A 22,973-nucleotide genomic window follows, 5' to 3' on the forward strand; every position below is an offset into this window, starting at 1 on the left:
TGCGAGGATGATCGGCACCATCGCCGCGGCGGTAGCGATGTTCGCCGGCACCAACATCGACGACATCGTCGTACTGACCGTCCTGTTCGTCGCCTCCGCCAGTCAAGGACGGCCGCGGGCATGGCAGATCGTTGCCGGCCAGTACCTCGGCCTGATCACCCTCGTCGCGATCAGTGTGGTCGCCGCCCTCGGGTTGGTGATCGTGCCCGAGGACTGGGTTGGACTACTCGGATTACTTCCCCTGTCGCTAGGAATCTGGGGACTGATCCAGGGCTTACGCAGCGACGGAGACGGTGAACCCGTAGTGGTCGCGGCCGGGACGATCAGCGTCGCCGCCATCACCATCGCCAACGGCGCCGACAACATCGCCGTCTACACCCCGGTCTTCCGCACTCTCGGTGCGCCCCAGACCATCGTTACCATCGCCGTGTTCCTGATCTGTGTCGGACTCTGGTGCGCCGCCGGCAGAATGCTCGGCACCCACAAGAAGGTCATCGACACCCTCGAGCGCGTCGAGCACTGGCTCGTGCCCACAGTCTTCATCGGGCTGGGCGTCATCATCCTGCTCGAATCCGGTGTGATCGGCCGCCTGATCGCCGCCGCGGCATGACCGACACTGCTGGCACGGTGGCACCTTGATCCGTCCCGGCTCCTCGCGGTCGCCGGGGCACGCGGATGTCTGCGACTCCGCGCACCGCATCCCGGCCGGAACCGTGCATGGCGCGTCACAACGGTCCGGCCACCGAAGCAAAGGCGAGCGGAAGATCCAGTGCGAATTGGCAGAACGACAAACTCGGACGGCGCCCGAATGATCGTTGGACCAGCGGTGGCCGCCTTCTCGGACGTCGGCACGGGCAGGGGTTGGGCTTCCTGCCCTCTGTCGGAATTATCCGATGGCCGTTTGCTGAAATCGGGGAGATCAGCCCCGTGAACCACTCGCATCGTGCGGCTTGCGCAGCGGCGGCGCATTCGTCAGGCGGGCGATGTGTGGAGGCCGAGCTGCACGGCATGCTCGTAGTCATCGTCGATGAGGACCACTGTGCGGTGTTCGCGGTCGAGAAGTGAAGCGGCGATCGATGCGCGGTAACCGGATGCGCAGTGCACCCACACTTCGGCCGCGGAAACTTCCTCGAGTCGGTGGGGTAGCTCGTGGAGGGGGATGTTCACGGCACCAGGAAGGTGGCTGTCCGCGTACTCGGACTGTTGACGCGCATCAAGGACGCTTATCTCACGTTCGCCGGTGGCCGCCGCGAGTCCGGCGAAGTCGGATACATCGTAGGAGCGGACTTTTCCGTCGCCGACCAGCGAGTGAATCTCACCGACGGCGGATCCGGAGGGACTGTCGATGCCGATCCGAGCCAGCTCGCGGGTCGCCTCGGCGATCTGGTCGGTTGTTTCACCGATCAGCGTCAACGGCACGCCCCACTGATAAAGCCATCCGAGATAGGTGACGAAGCTGGTCGACAGTTCGAACCCGAGAGAGCCATCGACGTGGCCGGCGGCGAAAGCGGTGCGTGCTCGTAGGTCAACGACCCATTGCCCGGCGTCGATGCGGCGACGTAGTTCGTCTGGATCGACGGGCTCGGGCATGGACAGGTCGATCGGGGCCGGCCCTTGGGTGTTGATGACGCCCATATGGGCGTAGTACGCGGGATATGCAGACAGGCCTGCGATGAGCTCGTCGACATAGGTGTGTTCGTCCTGAGTCAGTGCGGGGTTGGACTGCTGCTGTTCACCGATGGTGGATGAGTCCCCGCTGGTCGGAGTTGCGGCACAGAAGCTACCGAACCCATGTGTGGGGTAGACCTCCACCTCAGCGGCCAGTTCGGCCGCGATACGGCGGACCGAATGGTACTGCGCGTGGGTCAGTTCATCGGTGTGCTCGGAGCCGAGCAGGTCAGTGCGCCCGGTGGACCCGTAGAGCATGGAGCCGCCGGTGAAGATTGCGATCGGCTCGCCGCGCCGGTGCAGAACGTAACTGACGTGGTGATGAGTATGCCCTGGGGTGTGCATGACCTCGAACGTCGTCGATCCCGCGTCGACGACATCGCCGTCGACGACTGCTCGGCGCTCGTATTCGACCGGATCGCCGTCCGGGACGACGTATTCGGCACCCGTGGCGCGCGCAAGTTCCAGGCCGCCAGTGACGTAGTCGTTGTGGATGTGAGTTTCCAGCACGTGGGTGATGACAGCGTTCTTTTCTGCTGCCAGCGCCCGGACGCGGTCGATGTCGCGTTGTGGATCGATCACCACGGCGATACCGTCGTGGCTGATCAGATAGCTGCGGTCGCCGAGGCTGGAAGTTTCAATGATGGCGATGTCCGGGTCGGTCGTGCTCATGGGGAGCTCCTACATGTTGTCGGTCGGCCTCGTTCCTGATGTGAAGCGGGCGTTCAGGCCAGCGCCAGGAAGAGCTTTTCCAGTTCTGCTTCGGTCATGGGTTCTTTGTTGTCTGCCGCTTCGCCTGTCATGCACTCTCGGAGACCGGTAGCGACGATCTTGAAGCCAGCTTTGTCGAGGGCCCTGGAAACAGCGGCGAGCTGGGTGACAACGTCTTTGCAATCGCGTCCGTTCTCGATCATGCCGATCACTCCCGAGAGTTGGCCGTGTGCGCGGCGGAGGCGGTTGAGGACCAATGCGATGCTGTCTTCGTCGCCGATCATGGGGTCTCCTTCAGATGCATGATGATGCCAGAAATTGCCAGATTACCCCCGGGGGCATCCAACGGGGTGCACGGTAGATCATCCGAGAACGAGAGTGTCGATGAGGACGTAACCTGCCACGACAAACACCAGGTAGGCGAACCACTGCCGAAGTGAGTCCGTGGCGATGCGTGTACCGAATCGTCCGGCCACCAACGAACCCGCAATGGCTGAACCTGCGAACGCTGCCGTCAAGGGCCAGTTTCCACCTAGGCCGTCGGCCTGAGCGATGAGTCCGGCGGCGGAGTTGGCGACGATGACCACCAAAGAGGTTCCGACGGCGACACTCATCTCGATTCCCAGCAGCAGAACCAATGCGGGGATGATCAAGAAGCCCCCGCCGACGCCGAACAGTCCGGTAAGGACACCGACGCCGAATCCGGTCGGTATGGACCGAGGTGCGCATCGGCGCCAGTTGATCCCGGAATTGCTCGTCCTGCAGGCGGTTCCGGGATTGTCGGGGCTGCGCAGCATGCGTGCCCCCGCGAGGATCATGACGATCGCAAAGCCGATCATCACGGCAGTTTCAGGTAGATGCTTGCCAAGGGCAGTGCCGGCCAGGGTGCCGAGGACTCCGGTGGCGGCGAAGATTGCCGCGAGTCGCCATTCGATGAGCCGCGCCCGCACCTTGGAGATGACCCCGACCGCGGAGGCGACACCGATCACCAACAGCGAAGTCGGTATCGCCTCCGGCAGGGGGAACCCGAGAGCGTACACGAGGATCGGGACAGCGAGGATCGATCCACCGCCTCCGAGGAGACCGAGCAGGATTCCGACGGTGAGGCCGAGCGCCAGCGCCAGGGTCAACGTCATCAACTGCGCACTGCATCCCGACTGCCGAGCATGTCCAGGGCGGCTTGGAGTTTGGTGGTGGCCTCGGCCGCGACATCTGACAGTGCTGGTTCGCCCGTCACTTGGACCATGAGGTCCGGGTTCATCGCCTCGACGATGACCGATCCGGCGGTGGTGTCGGCACGGACGACGACGTTGCAGGGCAGTAGCAGGCCGATCTCACGCACGATTCCTACGGCGCGGTGTGCAAGCGTGGGATTGCACGCGCCTAGGATCAGATACTTCTCCATGTCTGTGCCAAGTTTGGCTTTCAGGGTGGCCTGCATGTCAATTTCGGTCAGCACACCGAAGCCTTGCTCGGACAGTGCTGCTTTGGTGGCGGTGACCGCCGTCTCGAAGTCGGTGTCGGTCAAGGTGGTCGAGAGTGCGATGGTCATGGTGGAGAATTCCTTCCGTTCGTCGAACTGCGGCAATTGTGTGCCTATCCGCTTCGGGGGTGGCGAAGACTTGGTACGCCCGCTCTGGTGAGAAGCGCACTTGCCGGGCACCAGCCGACCGCGGCGTAGAGGGCGAGGTTCGCGGCGGCGAAGGCGCTGAGCAGCCTCCACCGTGGTGCGTGGAGTTCGCCGAGGGTCAGGCCCGTCGCGGTGACGCCGGCGGCCAGTGCGGGGACGATACGTTCGATCGGCCACCCGGCAGACGTGCTCGAATGCGTGATGTTCGGATCGGTCATGATTCCTCCGTGAGGTGTTGTAATGGTCAGTGCGAGAAGCGGATCGACGGCAACATTCTGCGCAGCCAGCCCGGTGCCCACCATGCAGCGTGACCGCTCAGCCGGAGCAGGACCGGGAGCAGGATCAGCCTGATCAGGAAGGCGTCGAGCAACACCGCGACGCCGAGGATGATGCCCATTTCCTTGGGTGGGAGCGGATCGGAGAGCGCGAAGGTGAAGAACACGGCGACCATGACCGCCGCAGCGGCGAAGATGACGCGTCCGGAGTGCGCGAGGCCGTCGACCTGAGCAGCCTTCGGGTCCCCGGTCTTCTCGTAGTGTTCTTTCGCGGTGGCGAGCAGGAACACGGTGTAGTCCATGGCGATGGCAAAGATCATCGCGAAGAAGAACACCGGCCCCCAGCCGTCGAGGAAACCTTGAGGGGTGAAGCCGAGCAGCGACGATCCGTGTCCGTCTTGGAAGATCAGCTTCGCAACCCCGAACGCTGCGGCGGTCGACAGCAAACTGACGGCGGTGCCGAGGATCGCGATCAGTGGTGCCTGCAGAGCGACGAGCAGCAGGATGAAGCCGAGGGCGAGGATGATCCCGATAACCAACGGTAGGTAGTCGTTCAGGGCTTGCTGCAGGTCGAGGTTCTCCGCTGGCGCGCCGCCGACGAGCGCGGACTCCGGTAGTTGTGCGCGTAGGTCACCGAGGATCGTGCCCATGGCCTCTGCGGAAGGGTCCACGGCAGGAAACGCTTGCAGCAGTGTGTAGTTCGAATCGTCTGTTGATGGTGTGGGCGGGGTGACCATCGAGATCCCGTCGACGCTGCTCGCTGCCGCGGCGGTAGCAGCCGCATCGGAAGACGGGACAACTATCTGCAGCGCGCCGGGTGCCCCGTCACCGAACTGGGCCTGAACCAACTCGTAACCTTGCCGAACGGGCGCATCGTCGGGAACGACAGCGATGGACGGCATTGCCACCTTCAGTCCCAGGACAGGTAAGGCCAGGGCGACGAGGATGCCGACGGAGACCAGCGCGAACGGCCATGGGTACTTGTGAAGCAATTCGCCCCACGCAGCGAACTTCGGGGATCGGTGCTGTTGGCGTTTCGCGTAAGGCAGGGATGCTGCGTTGACCTTGGGGCCGAGTGCGCCCAGCGTGGCCGGAAGAAGTGTCATGGTGGCGATCAGAACGAACGTGACGGCCAGCATGATGCCTACGGCCATGGTGCGCACGGCCGGTGCGGGAACGAGCAGCACTGCCGAGAGGCTGACCAGGACGGTAAGTCCGGACAGGAGCACCGCTTTGCCTGCGGTGTCCATGGTTTCGGCAACGGCTGCTCGTGGATCGGCCGTACGGAGGGCGTCGCGGAAGCGGGCGACGATGAACAAGGCGTAGTCGATGCCGAGAGCGAGGGCGAACATCATCGCGAAATTCATCGCCCATACCGAGATCGGTGTGACCTCGTTGAGCAGCACCAAACCGCCGGCGGAGGCGACGAGTCCGGCCACTGTGAGCAACAGCGGCAGCCCGGCAGCGACGAGGGAGCCGAATGCGAGCACCATGATCGCCAAAGTGACTGGCCAAGAGAATAGTTCAGCCTGAATCATCGCATCGTGGTTGGCTTTGTTGAAGTCGGACCACAACGCGGAGGATCCGGTGGGATAGACCTCGATACCGTCGCCGGAGAGTGCGGTCAGCTCGTCTTTGACATCGTCGACGGCTTTGACCATGTCGTCCGCGTTTGCGTTGGCGCCGGCGATGAGGATGCCGGTGTGGCCGTCGGGGCTGATGGTCATACCAGGCTGTGGGGCGATGACGGCACCGAACCGGGTGTCACCGTCGAACACAGCTGTGACGTCGATGAGTCTCTGCTGCACGGTGGGATCGTCGATCGACGCGGTGTCCGAATGGACCACCACCTGAACCGCGGCCGAGGAGTTCCCGCCGAAATGCTGTTGCGCGAGTTCACGGACCTGGACCGATTCGGATCCGTTGGCTTGCCACCCAGCACCCGCCAGTGACGAAAAAACCGACGGCGCTGCAGATCCGAGCGCGACAAGCGCGATCAGCCAGACACCGAACACCCATCGGCGGCGTGCGACCATCGCGCTTCCCAGGCGTCCGAGTATGCCGGGTGTAGATACGCGATCACGATCGTCACGACCGGTGGCCGTCACGGTGTCGGGCACAGACATAACTTCTCCTAAAATACGGGCTGGGGTATTCAAATGAGCGAGCTAGACCTCGGTAAACCTGACCCAATTGGAAGGTTAGGCCCTTGCACTCGCGACCGGGATTGGCGGCGAAACAGCGATCGCGAGGCGCTGGCGCCGATCGATAGGACCAACGGTCTCAGCAGAGCAGGTGCACTGCCGAGGCCGTGAAACATCCTTCGTGACGTCGTCGACATGTCGATCGCAACCTGCCCACGCGATCTTGTCGCATATCGGGCACGGGACGGGGTAACACATAGACAGTCCTTTCTGACGAGCGTCTACCCACTGTTGCATATACCCAGGGGGGTATGCAAGTACCCCTGGGGGTATACGCTCGGGTAGGCCGTTCGCTCCTCTCGGGCGCCCACCCGAGGGGGTGGGCCGTCCGGGTCGTCGAGTGCCCAGGCGAGGTACCGCTTTCTGGGTAGCCGACGCACACGTCGGCGCATCCGTCGAGACGACTCAGTCCGGGTGCGGCGGCCACGCCATCGGTGAGAGGTCTCGGGAACTCGTGGCGTGGATCGAGCGCGCCGGAACCGTCATCGGGGCAGTCGCCGTACGAGACGAGCTCCGACCGGAAGCACATGAGGTGATCGCCGGGCTACGACGCGGCGGGTACACCGTCGCGATGCTCACCGGCGACAACGAACGCACCGCCCAGGCGCTGGCCGCCGACGTCGGGATCGACGACGTGCACGCCGACCTGCGCCCGGAGGACAAGGCACGGATCGTGGAAACCTTGCGTGCGAACCGCCCGACGGCAATGGTCGGGGACGGTGTCAACGACGCCCCCGCCCTGGCCACCGCCGACTTGGGCATTGCCATGGGCGCGATGGGTTCCGACGTGGCCATCGAGACCGCCGATGTTGCTCTGATGGGCGAAGACCTGCAGCACCTGCCGCCGGCTCTGCATCCGATGAACCGAATGCTCGCACAATTGCGCAGTGTCTACACGAAGCGCATCGCTTGCACGACCGACACAGCGCCGTCGCGTTTCGGCCCGCAAAGAGGACCGCAGCCGGCCGCACCAGCGATGACACCCAGCGTTGGCATCACCTCGAACGCACACATGTCCTCTCCCAGCCCTGTCCATGGCCACACAAACCACCTCGCCATGCTCCCCTGGCCTTACATCAGCGTGACTGCCGCGAAGCCGTCGGGCAGGTTCTTCGCATCATCGTCGTCGCCGCCCCGGGATCCGCACTGGGCCGCTATCCGGAGGGCAACACCGAACGAACTCGTGCCGGTCTTATGACACCGATGCCGATACCTGACGATCTTGCCGAGAAAATGCAGACCTACCAGTCCTGGGTTTCGTTTACCGCGAGCTGTCCTGCACTGCCGCATACTCGAAACCACACGCCGACGGAGGAACACCATGATGCACCTTGAAATTTTGCAAGTCCCGGACTGCCCGAACGTGCAGCTCCTCGAACAACGGATCGAGCACGTTCTCGCGGAGGAGTCCATCGATTGGGAACTGCGCCACGTAATCGTCGACGATCCTCGATCCGCAAGGCTTGCGGGCATGACCGGATCGCCGACGTTGCTCGTCGACGGCCGCGATCCGTTTGCCGAACCGGACCAGGTCCCCAACGTGTCATGCAGGCTCTATCGAGATTCCACGGGCGAGGTCGGTGGCGCTCCTACCGTTGCTGCACTGAGGGGTGCGTTCGGTATGGCTGCGCCCACAGCTGATGTAGAGGGCGATGAGTGAAAGTATCGGCCACCCACCGGTGGTCCCAACAGGGTCGTCTCCAGCAGCAGCCCCGGGGTTCCTCACAAGGGCGAGCTGACTCAACGGTCCTCCGTACTGCGCCTGCTCGAGTCTCGTCCGCCTGATCCCGCAGCTTGTACCGATTCCGAAACTCGAGACCACCACGGATACCGCCGACTCCGCACCTGATCCCGTCACCTGACATCTTCATCCCAATGCCAATCAATGCATGATCGCGCGCCCTCGGCATCACCCAGGAAGGCAGCTTTGAGCGGTCATACGTCCAAAAAAGACAGGTTGTGGCACCGATGCTGGGCATTTTCGTTACTGGAGCTTTCACGCGCACCTAACCGGAGGGAACCCTTCACCGGGTGCGCATTGCACGCCGTTTTTCATCTACGACCATCACTTCTTCATTGATCCGGCGGCGCAATGACCGGAACGCGATCGCAGAGATGGCGAATCCGAGCAGCACCGCCCCGAACAGTGCTAACACACCGGGGATTTCGAGTTCGAGTATGGCGTTGATTCCCATGATGATCACTGCGAGGCCGGCGATCAGGGCGAGTCGAACCGCGGTGTAGTACATCACCAGACGCACGAGCTTTGACCGTGCTACACGGTTGATCCGCGCCACGCGCGTCTGCGGTGCTTGATGGGCACCCAGTGCCGCAATTTCTGGGCTGACTGGTGGATTGATACGGCCCTTCGGAGCGGACTGGCGTTTCACGATGCTCGATTCTCGGGTTCGGATCCCGCCTCTGGTTGGCGGGGGCGACAGAACGAACCATATGTCTACTATGCACAATAGTAGTTCAGTGTTGTCCCGGTTCACCGCACCACGCTTGGAGGAAGTGCATGCAGGCACAGTCTCGGTGGTTCCTGCTCTTCCTGGTTGTGATCGGTCTTCTCGTCGTGGCGATCTGGCCTCGATCAACGTCAACCGAGACCCATTCCTCGACCCGGCCTCAAGTGCCTCCGGCCGCCCAGGCAGATGAAGATCGCGTCGACTCGGGGTTTTCCTCGAAGTCCGCGGCAGCAGCGGTTCCCTGTCCTGTGGCCCCGGCAGTACCGCCCGCTGGAGGAGAACTCCTGGGAATCAAAGCGACGTGTCTTGGCGAGAATACTGTGGTCGACCTCGGTGCAGCGCTGTCCGGGGAGCCGACCCTGATCAACCTCTGGGCCTCGTGGTGCGGGCCGTGCCGATCGGAAATCCCGGTCCTGAATGACTATGCAGGTACTCCGGGCTCCATCCGAGTAGTCGGGATCAACGTCCAGGACGACATGTCCACAGCACTAGCGCTTCTCACCGCTGCAGGCGTGCACTATCCCTCGTTCGCTGCGGTCGACGACATCGGAATTGCGCTATCGGCGCCGCCAGTTCTGCCGCTGAGCTTTCTCGTCCAACAAGACGGGTCCGTCGAACAGATTACAACCCCCATGGTTTTCGAAAACACTGACCAAATACGCTCCGCTGTAAGTGAGTTGATGAAATGAATGCCCCCGCACTCCCTCGCAAATCGAGACAACGCGTACTCGGAAAACCGACCCGCATCCTCCCACTGGTCGCTATTCTCACTGCGATCGTCGTCGCCGCGAGTGGATGTGCAACCGGCACCGATGCAGTCGCTTCGGGTGCGAATTTCGATTTCGTGTCACCGGGAGGACAAACCGATATTTTGTACGACCCGCCCGAATCGCGAAACATGATCGGTGTATTGGCCGGACCTGACCTCATGGCCGACGGTAGCGATATTTCACTCACTGATTACGCCGGTCAGGTCGTCGTGATCAATCTGTGGGGGCAATGGTGCGCCCCGTGCCGGTCCGAGGCCGACGATCTCGAGCGCGCGTACGAAGCAACCGAAAGTCTCGGTGTTCAGTTTCTCGGGATCAACGTTCGAGATCCTCAACGAGACAAGGCCCAGGACTTCGTCGTCGACAACAACGTCAGCTACCCCTCGATCTACGACCCGTCGATGAGAACTTTGACAGCGCTCGGCGGAAACTATCCGACAAGCGTGATTCCCTCCACCTTGGTGTTGGATCGCAGACAGCGCGTCGCCGCTGTGTTTCTTCGCGCACTTCTCACCGAGGATCTGCAACCGGTCATCGAGCGCGTGGCGGCCGAGCGGTGAACGAACTCGCCCAAGGTGTCGGCTCCAGCTTCCAGACCGCCGCCGCGAGCGGCCCGTTACTGCTCGCCGTAGCAGCGTGCATTCTGGCCGGTCTGGTGTCGTTCGCATCGCCGTGTGTGGTGCCGCTCGTTCCCGGATATCTGTCGTATCTGGCCGGCATTTCCGGAGCTGATTCTCCAGCGGTGACCCGTGGCGACGAGACCTCGGAACCTGCAGGCAGATGGCGGGTTACCGGCGCGGCAACGATGTTCGTTGCCGGATTCACCGTGGTGTTCGTTCTCGCCACCGCGTCGGTGTTCGGGGTGATCGGAACCCTGCGCATCAACGAAGACCTGCTCCAACGGGTGGGTGGTGTGATCACCATCGTGATGGGGTTGACCTTCATCGGCTTGATTCCTGCCTTGCAGAAAGACACACGGTTCGCCCCGCGGCGTATCTCCTCCCTTGCCGGCGCGCCCTTGTTGGGGGGCGTGTTCGCGTTGGGTTGGACACCATGTCTCGGCCCCACCCTCGCCGGAGTTATTTCGGTGGCGGCCGGAACTGAAGGCACGACAGCAGCGCGGGGCGTGATACTGATTGTCGCCTACTGTCTGGGATTGGGACTGCCGTTCATCGTGCTTGCGTTCGGGTCGGCGAAAGCTCTCCGCGGCGTCGGGTGGCTCAAACGCCATTCACGGACGATTCAGATCGTCGGCGGAATAATGCTCGTCGCTGTCGGGCTCGCACTGGTCACCGGCGTGTGGGGCATGTTCGTCGGCTGGTTACGCAACGAATTCGTCAGTTCGGTCGTGCTGCCGATATGACAGATAACGCCACCGCGGGAGGTCGCATCCGCCGCCTACCGAGACTGATTATCCGAGAAAGCGTTCGACTACTGCGCCACAATTGGCGCCGGTTGACGTCGATGAGCACCGCGCTCGTGCTCCTGTTCCTCTTGGCACTCGCAGCACTTCCCGGTGCTATGTTGCCTCAGCGAAATCTCAACGTACAGAAAGTTTCCCAGTACATCGCGGCGCAGCCAACCCTCGGCCCGCTATTCGACAAGCTGGAGTTGTTCGACGTCTTTTCCAGCTTCTGGTTCACTGCGATCTACGTCCTGCTGTTTCTCTCTCTCATCGGCTGTCTTGTTCCACGCCTGCAGGCGCATCTCGGCGCGCTTCGGAGCCAACCTGTACGAGCACCTCGGAATCTGTCCAGGTTGCCGCACCATTTCCACGGCGTAGTTGACATCTCGCATGACGAGGCCCTCACCAGAGTGCGGCAGTCGCTCAAGGGCTGGCGGGTAGCCGTCAGGTCCGAAAAGGATTCCGAGGTATCGGTTTCCGCGGAAAAGGGGTATCTGCGTGAGGCCGGGAATCTGGTGTTCCACTTCTCGCTGATCGGGTTGCTCGTCACCGTCGCGATCGGCAAGTTGGTGGGGTACGAGGGTTCAGTGATCGTCATTGCCGACGGCGGCCCCGGTTTCTGTAATACGTCACCTGCCGTGTACGACTCGTTCCGCGCGGGAAGTGCTACTGACGGCACGGGTCTCGCGCCCTTTTGCATCAAGGTCAACGACTTTTCCGCAGATTATCTCGATACTGGTCAGGCCGAAATGTTCACCTCCAACATTTCGTATCAGAGCGGGCAGGATATCGCGACCAATACCTGGAAAGACTATCGTCTTCGGGTCAACGAACCGCTGCGTACCGACGGTGCCCGTGTTTATCTGACCGGCCATGGGTACGCGCCGCAGTTCACCGTCACTTTTCCCGACGGACAGTCCCGTACCGAGACGATGCAGTTTCAACCGGACGATGCGGTCACGTTCCTGAGCAGTGGGGCGTTGCGGTTCGATCCGCCAGGTGGATCGTTTCCGAATCCGGACGAGCGCCGGAAGAATCAGATCGCCATCGAGGGACTCTTCGCGCCGACCGCTTCCTTCAGCGGGACGCTTCTGACTTCGTCGTTTCCCGATGCGCGTGACCCTGCGGTCGCGATCGACATCTACAAGGGCGATACGGGTCTGGACACCGGCATCCCGCAATCGATCTTCTCGTTGAACAAGGAAATGATCAACCAAGGAAGGCTGGTCAAACAAGATCGTGTGAACCTCCGCCCTGGAGAGACGCGGACTCTCACCGATGGAACACAGGTTCGGTTCGACGGCGCCAAGGAATTCGCCAATCTGCAGGTGTCGTACGACCCTGCGCAACAGTGGGTTCTCGTCTTTGCGATCACGATGATGCTCGGACTTCTGATCTCGCTCGTGATCAGGAGGCGGCGAGTGTGGATCCGCCTACGCCCGGGGACGGGACCGGAGCAGGCTGATCTCGAACTCGGTGGACTCGCGCGGACCGATCATGCCGGCTGGGGCGGCGAATTCGACGATCTCTGTGAGAAATTGTTGACTGACCAGCGCAGTTCTCCTTCTACGAGAGCGGGCCTGTGAGGGTCCTTTCGGTCGACCGTGCGATCACTGCCGACAGTGAATTAGATGCATGCCTGAAGAGTGGTCGCCCCAAACGGCACCACGGTGGGATCGCTTTGCGTCTCGCTCTTTCGGTGGGCGCTGGGTGGCTGCTGTTTCTCAGCTTTCCGCCGCGCACGCTGTGGTTTCTCGCCCCTGTAGCCATCGCCCTGCTGACCGTCGTTCTCCAGGGGCGCAGTCTCCGTGCGGGTTTCGGATTCGGCTATGCCGCGGGACTGGGATTCTTCGTTCCCTTGCTGCCATGGGTCGGAGCGTACGTGGGTGCAACGCCTTGGTTGGCGTTGGCGGCGATTGAAGCGCTCGCGTTCGGAGTGTTCGGCGTACTGGCGGTGGCCGTCGGCCACGCTCCGCTTTCCCCGGTGTGGATTGCGGGTGCATGGGTCACCGCAGAAGCACTTCGTAGCCGAGTTCCGTTCGGCGGTTTCCCGTGGGGGCGTTTGGCCTTCGGGCAGGCAGACGGCCCGCTGCTGCCGTTGGCTTCGATCGCGGGGGCGCCAGGTCTTTCCTTCGTGACTGCACTGATCGGAACACTCATCGCCTGGTCACTGGCTGGGCCCTTGAATGTTCGATGGCAAGCATTGGCGAAAGGTGGCGCTTGCATCGTCCTCATCTTTGTGAGTGCATTGGTGACCGGTTCTCCCGGTGCCGCCCCTGACGAGGTCGTCACTGCGACCGTCGTTCAGGGCAACGTGCCGCGACTCGGCCTCGATTTCAACGCCCAACGCCGAGCTGTGCTCGACAATCATGTTGCCCGCACCGAACAACTCGCAGCTGAGGTCACAGCGGGCCGAGCAGCCCGGCCACGACTTGTCATCTGGCCCGAAAACGCTTCGGATATAGATCCTTTGACGAATCGGGATGCGGCGGATCGACTGGACCGAGCAGCCCGTTCTATCGGCGCCCCGATCCTGGTCGGTACGGTCCTGCAGGGCGAGCCAGGAACATCGATCAACAGTGCCATGGTCTGGGATCCGACGGACGGCCCTGGGCAGCAACACATCAAGCGGCAGCTTGTGCCCTTCGGGGAGTACCTGCCGCTCCGATCGATCGTTAGTGCGGTGTCGTCATATGCCGATTCTGCGGGCAATTTCGTTGCCGGGAACGGGAACGGCGTCGTCGACCTCAACGGAATTCAGGTAGCTGTTGCCACGTGTTACGAGGTGGCCTTCGACGATCTGGTGACCGAGTCCGTCAAGGCAGGAGCCACCGTCATCGCGGTTCCCACCAACAACGCGACCTTCGGCCGGACCGAGATGACCTTTCAGCAGCTGGCCATGTCGCGGGTGCGGGCGGTCGAACACGGCCGCAGTGTGCTGATCGCAGCAACCAGCGGTGTCAGCGCAATCATCACGCCAGCGGGTGTGGTGCGTCAACAGAGCGAGATCTTCACAGCACAAGCATTGACCGACGAGATCGCCGTTCGCTCCGATCTCACGTTGGCAACACGTGTGGGTTCGATTCCGGAACTCGCGTTGTCTGCGATCGTGCTTTCTCTCGCCGCTTCGGCACTCTTCAGAGGCATGTACCGGGTTCGGCGGGGTGAAAGAACGAGAACATGAATTACTATGCATGATAGTAATTCAGTGTCGGTGCCAGTGCACAAGCGAAACGAGTTCACCAATGACGATTTGTACGGCGGCAATGAACCTGCCCGAACGTGGTACAACGCGATGGGACCGATCGCGAGCAACTTCGGACCCATCACGCTACCCCCGCTGGACCAGAAATATGTTCGCGGTTCGGCCGGGGATCAGGTACCCGACGTGGTCGGGATGACCGAGTCCGCCGCAACATCTCTGTTGCAGAACGCCGGGTTCAAAGTGACGGTCTCCCTCACGTCAAGTCCGAGCGCGAGAGGGACAGCAACCGCGACAGCTCCGTCGGGAGCGGCACTTCCGGGCTCCACCATCACCCTGTACATAAGTGACGGATCCTCGACACCGAGCACCACCACGACGAGCCCATCACCGTCAGATACCCCAGGCCCACGATAAGCCCGGGTGCGCCACCATGATGCTTCGGCGATCCCCACCCGGTGGGGACTGCCACCGCACGCGCTCATCATGAACTCGATTCCCGTCGAGGACCTCGGATCCCGGTTGTGGCGAGCAGAAATCGCTCCGGAATACGGAACATGCGGAGTGCTTCCCTATGTGCCGCCCGCTCCCGCATTCAAAAAACATGATTCGATCGTAACTACATTCTAAGTAAATGACTTTCGATAAAACGGCATCGAAATTCCGCCCCACCGACTAGTAGATCGTTTCGGACATCAGATGGGAGGGTCCTCACGAATTCACGAGCCGTCTGATCGCCTCGGCGGCCTCCCTGATCTTGGCGTCGGATTCGGCGCCCCCTCTTGCGGCGGCATCGACGACACAATGACTGAGATGGTCTTCGAGCAATTCCATAGCTACTGCATGCAGCGCTTTTTTCATCGCCGATATTTGGGTAAGGATGTCAATGCAGCACCTTTCTTCTTCAACCATTCGCTGCAGCCCTCGCGACTGACCCTCAATACGCTTGAGGCGTTTGAGGTACAAGTCCTTTGCGCTGATGTATCCGTGGGTCGCATAGTCACGACGGCCTGGACCAACCGGATTAGTTGTGCCCACGAGATTCCCCTGGTCTCGTCGCCCGTAGTGGGCCAGACGCGAAATCACGTCGTCTCCATGGTGGGCGACAATCGATTGGACCTGCCCTGGCTACGGTGTAGTGCAGCAGTGGCACACACGAAGGCACGTTGAGCAGCATCCCGTCTGTATGGGCGCTTCGCCAACTGCAAGATCTCCGGGTAAGTGACCACACGAGAAGAACTCTCAATCATTCCTGCCACCAGGGCTAGGCAGTACCGCTGCACCCGCCCTGTGTTCAAACTTCCTGCCCACCGCCGGTTGCGCCACCAATGACGCGATGCGCCGTCATCCCGTCGACCCGTGCGTGGGACCAGACCAATTGCACCTCCCTGCCGTATCAGATCAGGGGCTTCGACGGCGAGCATTTCCCTTGCACTAGACCATTGCAGGGGGTGAATTCGCAGCCAGCCAACACCCTCATCTACTATGCATCTTAGTAGATAAGGTACCAGTCGCCCGGAAATGTTGCCATCCCTTCGAATACAGGACGAGACACCCAGATGCCCAATAGTCGTCGTGCGCGAACGTCCCCAATCGTGGGGCTCGTCGGCGCCGCTCTCATCGCCGTTTCTCTTGCGGCTTGTTCGACGCAGGGAAACGACGACAAGGCCGGCCAGTCCATCGTCCCGCCCATACCAGGGGTGGAGCTCACACCCGAACTTGACCATCTGCACGGGTTGCATATCAACGCCGATGGCACCATCTTGGCGGGTACGCATCGCGGACTGTTCGCGATCGGAGATTCGGGCGACACAGTGCGAGTGGGTGATTCCGACGACGATTTGATGGGGTTGGCGGGCGTGGCGGGCAGTGACACGCTCTTTTCCTCAGGGCACCCGGGACCGTCCAGTACCGCAGCCAACCCACTTGGCCTACGCACCAGCAACGACGGCGGCCGAACCTGGACGGATAGCTCGCTCGCGGGACAGGTCGACTTTCATTCTCTGGTTACAGATGGCACGACACTCGTCGGCTTCGACGGGGCCAGAGGTGTCACGGTGTCGAAGGATCAGGGAAAGTCGTGGGAATCCGGCGGTGCCCTGGGTGTGGCGTCCCTCGCTCTCACCGAGAGTGGGACATGGGCTGTCACCTCGTCAGGGCTGCAGTACAGCAGCGACGACGGGCGCACCTTCACAAAGTTCGCTGGAGCGCCGTCCATGGTGCTGATCGCGGGCTCCTCGGATGCACTGTGGGGGGTCGATCAAGATGGATTCGCCTGGCGGAGCAGGGAGGGAAAAGGCTGGGAGAAGCGCGCTAATGTCGGAGCAGTCGAAGCGTTGACTGCGGCGAGTTACGACAGCGCGTACGCGGCGACTTCTCAGTCTCTGTATGCCTTGAACTGACCTGAACATGTCGTTGTTCGTTCGAATGTTCCAGAGCATCACACTTGTGCTCGTTGCGGGAGTCCTTGTGGTTCTGGGCGCCGGCATCGCCAACGCTCACCCCACGCTGCTCTTTACCGAACCTGGCTCGGAGACTGCCGTTTCCGAGCCTCCGCAAGCCATCACCCTGATCTTCAACGAACAAGTCACCGCCGGGACCGATGCGATCAAAGTCCTGGACGGCGCAGGCCGTGAGAGCCCGATGGAGGCAGCAGAGTCGTCCAAAGGTGGCCGTGCAATCACTTCCCGGCTCTCGGATGCTCCGTCGCCGGGCACCTACACCGTCCGGTGGCAAGTGATCGGCGCAGATGGTGACCTCGTCGAGGAAGACTTTCGGTTTGCCGTCGGCCTCGCTTTGACCGACAGCGGCGGTGGCGGTGGCGACGACAGCGCCTCGACCTCGTGGACGGAAACCGTGCTCCGGTGGCTGCTGTTCGTCGGGTTCGCCCTCGCGCTCGGGACACTTGTCGCGGAGAGATTGTCGTCTGTACCGCACGCCGAGAACCCTTCGTTGAAGAAGTTGCGCACCTGGTTTCCGGCCGGCGCTTGTATTGCTTTGGTAGGTGTTGCAGGCCTTATGGTTTCGCTCGCCGCTTCGTCCAGCGTTGCTGCGCTATGGCAAGAACGTGCGGGCATCATCTTGCTCGTAGAGACGTGTGGGCTCATGTTGGCCTTGGCGCTGAAAGCCGCGGGGAGCCCCAGACTTGCGAGCGCAGCCCTTCTGCTGGTCATTGCCGCCGAAGGGCTGCGCTCGCACGCAAACGTCGTCGCTCCCGGATGGGGCGCGTTTCTCACCGCCGTTCATCTCGCGGCAGCGGCAATCTGGGTCGGCGCTTTGCTCCACACGGTTCGCACTGCATTCGCGTGGCGGGGTCAGCATGCCCCGGTTCGGTGGGTCGTGGCCGGTTACACACGACTTGCGCTGTGGACCTTCATCGTCGTCGTGACCACCGGTACGATCTCGGCATTGTTGCTGATCCCCGTTGCCGCAATGTTTTCCACCCCGTACGGGCAACTTCTGACGGTCAAACTACTCTTCGTCATCGCCGCCTCGGGTGTGGCGATATCTGCACGGCGGACGATGCGCAGAACTGAACAAGTGGGCAAACTGCGCAATCAGATTCGTATCGAGAGCATCCTCCTGATCTCCGTGCTCGCCATCAGTGCTGCATTAGTCTCGACGGCGCCTGCCAATTCACCCGCCCAGCCGGGACCACCTGCAGCCATCGGTCCGGTTCTGCCGCTGGGAACATTGGCTGGACAGATTGGGGTGAGCGTCGCCGCCAGCGAAGGGCAGCTGGTGGTTCGACTGTCGACTCCGCGCCGCGTCGACTACTACGCTCAGGAACCGGACCAGGAATACACCTTGATCGGCGCACTGCGGGCGAGCGGGCAGAACACTTCCCTTCCCTTGCGCGGGTGCGGATCCGGATGCTTCGTGGCGCAAGCCGATTGGCCACTGGGTGAAAGCATGCTCACGCTCGAGGCCGCGGCGACAGGGTGGCTGGGCGGGACGGTCAGCATGTTAATTCCATGGCCTGTTCAGTCCGGGGACACCGATCTCGCTCGAGCCGTAGATATCACCCGCACTCAGAAGAATCTGACCTTTTACGAATCGGTGACCAGTGATGCCGCAAACGTCGGACCCGAACCTCAGCAACTAAGTCTGTCCAGCGAGTTCTTCCTCGCCCAGGAGCCGTATGCGGACGGGACTGCGCCCATCGCGGTGCGCTTACCCAGCGCCGGACGGCAACTCCGTCTGGCATTGGGCTATCCGGCTGCGGGTATGAACGTACTGCTCGACCTCGACCAAACTGGACGAATAGTTTCCGAAACACTAAGCGATGCAAAACATCTCATCACCCGCACCTTCGTCTACCCCGAAGTGAACTGATGGGGGAGAACTGACGAGATATTCACGTCCAGTGAACTGTCACCGTGCAATAGGAACGGAAGCTGCGATGATCTCCCCTTACTCGTTCATTCACCCCTGCCAGTTCTGTCGCACCCGCGCACTGGCCGCGCCCAGGCCTTCGAAATTCCTACGGCATACGCAGGGTGACGAACCGGTAGCGGTGGCTCTGGCCTGCAGTCTGTTCAACCACTCATCCCCTGCTGTCGCTTGTCTTGATCACCGCAACCTTCTGATTGCAGGTTCCACCGTCACCTCGCTGGTCCTGCCCGGCGCGCACGACACCACGCTGATCACCGCGACAGTCGTCATCGAGCGCGAAGACAAGGATCATACCGGCACGCGTGAGTGGAGGGTTGCACGTTCCCCTGTTGCCGCAGACGTGCATCGTGCACGACACCTTGCCCCTACACAACCAACTGTCGGCGCTGCGGATACGACAGACGCTCATAGCGGAACTACTGACCATCCGAGTCGACGGCCCCTCCCCAGAAGAATTTTTTGCACAACAACACATTCCAGGAGAAAAATATGATGCTTACACGTGCTGTTTCCACACGTATCGCAGTCTCAGCGGGGTCTGCCGCCGGTCTGATGCTGATCGCCGGCTGCGGCGGCCATGACATGAGCCAAATGTCGAGCAACGACAGCGGAAACATGTCCAACTCCTCCGCGGCCTCGCAGCCCAACGGCGCCAACAGCGCGGATATGCAGTTCGTCGCGATGATGTATCCACATCACGCACAGGCCGTCGAGATTGCAAAGATGGTTGACAGTCGCACCACCAATCCTCGAATACTCGAACTCGCCGCTTCGATCCAAACCGCTCGCGGGCCCGAAATGGATCAGATTGCAGCGCTCATCGAACAATGGGGTCAACCTACGTCCGACGCCACCTCCCCTGTGGACTCCATGGATGGAATGGACCACGGCGGGGTTGATTCAGGAATGATGTCCCAGCAGCAGATCGCTCAATTGGAGGGGCTGCGCGATGGGGACTTCGACACCGCGTGGCTGAAGATGATGATCGAACATCACTCCGGCGCGATCGCGACGGCCCAATCGGAACTATCCGATGGCGACAACGCCGACGCCAAGCAATTGGCTACCGATATCATCGCCGCACAGCAGTCCGAGATCACCGCGATGCAAGCACTTTTGCAACAGAACTGATCCGGAAACTGGCGAGTGGCTAGGCCTGTCCGTCGAAGCCTCTCTTCTCGTTGTCCGCTCTGATCTTCCATCTGATTACTTGCGTCCCTTGCGAATCACTGTCTTCGTCGGCGCTCCCCACCCACTGACGTGAAGGAACAATTATGGCCTCAACACGGCATACAGGGTTAGTCGTCCTTGTCCTTATGGTCGCAACGCTGACAGGATGCACCTCCACAGCACCGCAGTCCGCACCGAGTGACACGGGTGCGCCCGCCGAGAACGACTCTCCTGTCTCCGCGCTGGTGATGACTCCTTCCGGGGGGACAGATACCGTCAACCCCCTTGATCCGGTCACGGTGGAATCTGTTGGCGGGAGGCTCGACTCGGTAGTGCTCACCGAAGTGGGCGGGGCTGTGGTCGATGGCATCTTCACCCCTGACCGGCAGGTGTGGAAACCCGGCGCGTCCTTGGACTACGGGAAGACCTACACGATGACAGCGTCAGCCACCCAAAACGATGGCTCACGTCTCGATCAGTCCAGCACCTTCTCCACAGTCAAGCCGCGGAACCTGACCAAACCATCCTTCGTGACGGCCGGGGGTAACCTCCTCACAGATGGTGGCACTTTCGGGGTAGGGATCGTTATTGTCACGCATTTCGACGAGCCGATCCTCGATCGTGCAGCGGCGGAGAAAAGCCTGACTGTGCAAACGTCGGTGCCGCTCGAAGGCTCGTGGTACTGGGTGGATGACCAGAATGTTCACTGGCGACCTCGTGCGTACTATCCCCCCGGCACCGAGGTCACGGTCCGGGCTGCGGTCTTCGGCGTCCCGCTCGGTGGCGGACTGTTCGGACAGGAAGACGCCACGACTGCATTCACCATCGGCGACTCGCATATCGCCGTCGCCGACGATACGACCAAGCAAGTGACGGTCACGAGCAACGGCAAAACTGTGCGCACTATGCCGACATCGATGGGCATGGGAGGAACCGAGCTCGTCAACGGCCAAACGATCTCCTTCTGGACCCAACCAGGCATTTACACCGTCCTCGATCAGGCCAACCCCGTGATCATGGACTCGTCGACCTACGGACTTCCCGTCAATTCCCGGCTGGGGTACAAGGAAAAAATCAACTACGCCACCCGAATAAGCACCGACGGAATTTACCTTCACGAACTCGAAGACACAGTCTGGGCGCAAGGCAATACCAATGTTTCACACGGCTGCTTGAACCTCAGTCGCGCCAATGCTCAATGGTTCTATGATTTTTCGCTTCCCGGAGATGTCGTGGAGATACGCAATACCGGCGGCGCCCCTCTCGAATTGTGGCAGAACGGCGACTGGAGTGTGCCGTGGGACCGATGGTCGGAAGGCAGCGCGCTGTAAGACCTGTCGCCCTGCCGGCAAACGATGCTGAATCGCAAACAGAAGCTCCGCGCGAGACGTTCTCCCGTAGTCGACGCGAAAGTGCTGGATAAACCTTTTGACACTGTCAGAGCTGACAGGGGTTCGGCAGATCGTCACGGGAGGAGGTCGCCAGACACCGCCGCCGTATCGGGGCGGCGACGGGAAGCAGAACAGATAGTATTTCTACAGGGCTTCGGTTCGCCGTCTCGGCAACCTCCAGCGTGCAGAGTCGACACGACACCCTCATCGAGCGGTCCCACATCACTGTGACCGACGAATCACCGACAGCGCTGGTTGGGCCCCGTACGAAAGCGACGGAGGTTGCAGGTTGGGCACTCGCACGGTGCGGTGACGAATGCAGCTCTACGAGGAGGAAAAATGCAAGGTCTGGGAGAGCTCGAGGCGCTGGTGATGGATGTGCTGTGGCGCTCCACCGAACCGGTCCGTGTGCGCGACGTCATCGACGGCCTCGATGACGACCGTGAACCGGCGTACACGACGGTGATGACCGTCATGGACAATCTTCATCGCAAAGGTTGGGTGCATCGTCAGCGAAACGGGCGCGCGTACTGGTACGAAGCCACGCGAAGCCGCGAGGAAGCGGCAGCTGACGGGTTGCGCGCACTTCTCGAATCCACCGGAGACCCGACCGGGGTCCTGTTGCATTTTGTTCGCGGGACATCCGACGTCGAATCGAAGATCCTGGCGCGTGGATTGCGTGAACGAGGCAAGAAGTGACAGCCGTCCTCGCGTGGGCGGTCGGTGGCCTTCTCGTTGCCGCACTCTCCCCGCTGTTCCTCGGATCGATGATGCGTCGCGGCGTTGATCCGCATGTCGTCCTCGTCTTGTGGGGCGCTCTGGCACTCGGAACTGTAGTGAGTATCAGTGTCCCGGTGATCTTGAGCCTTTTACCCAGTCACGGTGGTGTCTCGTCGCTGATCGAATTCGCCCACAGCTGTTGGCTCGCCCTTCACGACGACGCGCCGGCCAGGCTCGAGACGGCGGTGGGTGTACTCGGTGGGTCAGCCCTGGTCATCGGGGCGGTGCGAGGCACCGTCCATCTGTTCAGCTTCTCCCGCACTCGCCGCGAGCTACACCAGCAGCACCTCGGGTTGCTGCGCATTCTGGGGGGTGCACGGTCCTCGTCACTGCTCTGGCTCCCGGTTTCTGTGCCCTTCGCCTACAGTATCGCTGGGCGCCCCGCGCTTGTAGTTGCGAGCGACGGATTGAGAGATCAACTCGACACCGAGGCTCTTGCTGCAGTACTCGCACATGAACGAGCACACATCACGGGGCGGCACCATCTGCTCGTCAGCGCAGCTCAAACGCTCGCCTACGCGTTTCCGTGGCTTCCGATCATGCGATCTTCGCCCCCATTGGTCCGTGCGTTGGTGGAAATCGAAGCCGACTCCCGAGCCGTTCGTCAGCATGGGCGCGAATCCGTGCACCGCGCACTCTGCAGTATGACACCTCACGAGGTGCCCGTGGCGGCTCTGGGAATAGCGCAGGATTGCCTGGCGTTGCGACTTGATCGTCTGTCCTCCCACCGCACCCACCACCCGGCGCCCATTCGCTACCTCCGCACCCTTGCTGCCTGCGGAACGGCGATCGTCCTACCTGCGGCGCCTCTTCTGGCGCTACTGGGTGCGATGGCGATGGCTTCATGCGCAGCAGGTGCTTGAAACAGTGCGAAACCGGGTCGTGGACGAACAAGGAGTCCGGC

23 protein-coding genes and 1 pseudogene are annotated in these 22,973 nt (G+C 61.6%); 16 read left to right on the plus strand and 8 right to left on the minus strand.

Annotated elements, in window-relative coordinates; genetic code table 11:
• The first annotated feature begins 7 nt into the window (after positions 1 to 7).
• A complete protein-coding gene (locus tag ABH939_RS30340; protein ID WP_003944587.1) occupies positions 8 to 610 on the plus strand; it encodes a cadmium resistance transporter in 603 nt (200 codons plus the stop codon).
• Between the two features lie 362 nt (positions 611 to 972).
• Here ABH939_RS30340 and ABH939_RS30345 read toward each other — a convergent pair whose 3' ends face one another.
• The 6 genes from ABH939_RS30345 to ABH939_RS30370 all read right to left on the minus strand — a co-directional run bounded on the left by ABH939_RS30345 (position 973) and on the right by ABH939_RS30370 (position 6,410).
• The gene (locus tag ABH939_RS30345) at positions 973 to 2,340 is read right to left on the minus strand and encodes a rhodanese-like domain-containing protein (protein WP_151096951.1); all 1,368 of its coding nucleotides are present in this window, start codon (positions 2,338 to 2,340) and stop codon (positions 973 to 975) included.
• Between the two features lie 53 nt (positions 2,341 to 2,393).
• Positions 2,394 to 2,663, minus strand: coding sequence for a metal-sensitive transcriptional regulator (locus ABH939_RS30350; protein WP_003944639.1), 270 nt, complete (start codon positions 2,661 to 2,663; stop codon positions 2,394 to 2,396).
• Between the two features lie 78 nt (positions 2,664 to 2,741).
• Positions 2,742 to 3,515 (minus strand): sulfite exporter TauE/SafE family protein, encoded by a 774-nt coding sequence (locus ABH939_RS30355; RefSeq protein WP_003944622.1) that lies wholly within the window; start codon positions 3,513 to 3,515, stop codon positions 2,742 to 2,744.
• A complete protein-coding gene (locus tag ABH939_RS30360; RefSeq protein ID WP_151096953.1) occupies positions 3,515 to 3,931 on the minus strand; it encodes a DUF302 domain-containing protein in 417 nt (138 codons plus the stop codon). The genes ABH939_RS30355 and ABH939_RS30360 overlap by 1 nt, the downstream gene beginning before the upstream one ends.
• A gap of 44 nt (positions 3,932 to 3,975) precedes the next feature.
• Entirely contained in the window at positions 3,976 to 4,227 is a 252-nt protein-coding gene (locus tag ABH939_RS30365) for a YgaP-like transmembrane domain (RefSeq protein WP_003944652.1), read from the minus strand.
• Positions 4,228 to 4,253: 26 nt separating this feature from the next.
• Positions 4,254 to 6,410 carry an MMPL family transporter gene (locus tag ABH939_RS30370; protein ID WP_030538075.1) on the minus strand — a complete coding sequence of 719 codons (2,157 nt, stop codon included), beginning with the start codon at positions 6,408 to 6,410 and terminating at the stop codon, positions 4,254 to 4,256.
• Positions 6,411 to 6,954: 544 nt separating this feature from the next.
• Between ABH939_RS30370 and ABH939_RS30375 the strand changes: the two are divergent.
• The 3 genes and pseudogenes from ABH939_RS30375 to ABH939_RS30385 form a co-directional block, all read left to right on the plus strand.
• A pseudogene (locus ABH939_RS30375) lies at positions 6,955 to 7,341 on the plus strand (HAD-IC family P-type ATPase); the annotation flags it as partial.
• Between the two features lie 56 nt (positions 7,342 to 7,397).
• Positions 7,398 to 7,823, plus strand: a complete 426-nt coding sequence (locus ABH939_RS30380; RefSeq protein ID WP_087503898.1) for a DUF3703 domain-containing protein — start codon at positions 7,398 to 7,400, stop codon at positions 7,821 to 7,823.
• Positions 7,810 to 8,148, plus strand: coding sequence for a hypothetical protein (locus tag ABH939_RS30385; RefSeq protein WP_003944633.1), 339 nt, complete (start codon positions 7,810 to 7,812; stop codon positions 8,146 to 8,148). The genes ABH939_RS30380 and ABH939_RS30385 overlap by 14 nt, the downstream gene beginning before the upstream one ends.
• 364 nt (positions 8,149 to 8,512) lie before the next feature.
• Here ABH939_RS30385 and ABH939_RS30390 read toward each other — a convergent pair whose 3' ends face one another.
• A complete protein-coding gene (locus ABH939_RS30390) occupies positions 8,513 to 8,878 on the minus strand; it encodes a DUF4229 domain-containing protein (protein WP_019747393.1) in 366 nt (121 codons plus the stop codon).
• 128 nt (positions 8,879 to 9,006) lie between these two features.
• Between ABH939_RS30390 and ABH939_RS30395 the strand changes: the two genes are divergently transcribed.
• From ABH939_RS30395 to ABH939_RS30420, 6 genes are all read left to right on the plus strand, one after another.
• Complete coding sequence (locus ABH939_RS30395; protein ID WP_003944602.1) at positions 9,007 to 9,645, plus strand: TlpA disulfide reductase family protein; 639 nt, start codon at positions 9,007 to 9,009, stop codon at positions 9,643 to 9,645.
• Positions 9,642 to 10,286, plus strand: coding sequence for a TlpA disulfide reductase family protein (locus tag ABH939_RS30400; protein WP_003944594.1), 645 nt, complete (start codon positions 9,642 to 9,644; stop codon positions 10,284 to 10,286). The genes ABH939_RS30395 and ABH939_RS30400 overlap by 4 nt, the downstream gene beginning before the upstream one ends.
• Complete coding sequence (locus tag ABH939_RS30405; protein ID WP_003944619.1) at positions 10,283 to 11,089, plus strand: cytochrome c biogenesis CcdA family protein; 807 nt, start codon at positions 10,283 to 10,285, stop codon at positions 11,087 to 11,089. Before ABH939_RS30400 ends, ABH939_RS30405 begins: the two co-directional genes overlap by 4 nt.
• Positions 11,086 to 12,717: a cytochrome c biogenesis protein ResB gene (locus tag ABH939_RS30410; protein ID WP_058228113.1), complete on the plus strand. Its 1,632-nt coding sequence runs from the start codon at positions 11,086 to 11,088 to the stop codon at positions 12,715 to 12,717. Before ABH939_RS30405 ends, ABH939_RS30410 begins: the two co-directional genes overlap by 4 nt.
• Positions 12,718 to 12,806: 89 nt before the next feature.
• Entirely contained in the window at positions 12,807 to 14,315 is a 1,509-nt protein-coding gene (gene lnt, locus ABH939_RS30415; RefSeq protein ID WP_231917504.1) for an apolipoprotein N-acyltransferase, read from the plus strand.
• Positions 14,316 to 14,339: 24 nt separating this feature from the next.
• Positions 14,340 to 14,750, plus strand: a complete 411-nt coding sequence (locus tag ABH939_RS30420; protein ID WP_058228112.1) for a PASTA domain-containing protein — start codon at positions 14,340 to 14,342, stop codon at positions 14,748 to 14,750.
• Between the two features lie 294 nt (positions 14,751 to 15,044).
• Here the strand turns inward: ABH939_RS30420 and ABH939_RS30425 are convergent, their stop codons facing one another.
• On the minus strand, positions 15,045 to 15,371 hold the full coding sequence (locus tag ABH939_RS30425) for a metal-sensitive transcriptional regulator (RefSeq protein WP_051720984.1): 327 nt from the start codon (positions 15,369 to 15,371) through the stop codon (positions 15,045 to 15,047).
• Between the two features lie 521 nt (positions 15,372 to 15,892).
• Here ABH939_RS30425 and ABH939_RS30430 point away from each other — a divergent pair.
• The 6 genes from ABH939_RS30430 (at position 15,893) to ABH939_RS30455 (ending at position 22,932) form a co-directional block, all read left to right on the plus strand.
• Positions 15,893 to 16,735, plus strand: coding sequence for a F510_1955 family glycosylhydrolase (locus ABH939_RS30430; RefSeq protein ID WP_030537778.1), 843 nt, complete (start codon positions 15,893 to 15,895; stop codon positions 16,733 to 16,735).
• Positions 16,736 to 16,742: 7 nt separating this feature from the next.
• On the plus strand, positions 16,743 to 18,668 hold the full coding sequence (locus ABH939_RS30435) for a copper resistance protein CopC (protein WP_030537779.1): 1,926 nt from the start codon (positions 16,743 to 16,745) through the stop codon (positions 18,666 to 18,668).
• 519 nt (positions 18,669 to 19,187) lie between these two features.
• On the plus strand, positions 19,188 to 19,859 hold the full coding sequence (locus ABH939_RS30440; protein ID WP_223304577.1) for a DUF305 domain-containing protein: 672 nt from the start codon (positions 19,188 to 19,190) through the stop codon (positions 19,857 to 19,859).
• A 185-nt stretch (positions 19,860 to 20,044) separates the two neighbouring features.
• On the plus strand, positions 20,045 to 21,229 hold the full coding sequence (locus ABH939_RS30445) for an Ig-like domain-containing protein (protein WP_019747378.1): 1,185 nt from the start codon (positions 20,045 to 20,047) through the stop codon (positions 21,227 to 21,229).
• A gap of 399 nt (positions 21,230 to 21,628) precedes the next feature.
• A complete protein-coding gene (locus ABH939_RS30450) occupies positions 21,629 to 21,988 on the plus strand; it encodes a BlaI/MecI/CopY family transcriptional regulator (RefSeq protein WP_019747377.1) in 360 nt (119 codons plus the stop codon).
• Entirely contained in the window at positions 21,985 to 22,932 is a 948-nt protein-coding gene (locus tag ABH939_RS30455; protein WP_019747376.1) for a M56 family metallopeptidase, read from the plus strand. The genes ABH939_RS30450 and ABH939_RS30455 overlap by 4 nt, the downstream gene beginning before the upstream one ends.
• Positions 22,933 to 22,973 lie beyond the last annotated feature (41 nt).

The sequence above is a fragment of the Rhodococcus sp. 27YEA6 genome (genome assembly GCF_044908235.1).
Taxonomy (GTDB): Bacteria; Actinomycetota; Actinomycetes; order Mycobacteriales; family Mycobacteriaceae; genus Rhodococcus_F; species Rhodococcus_F qingshengii.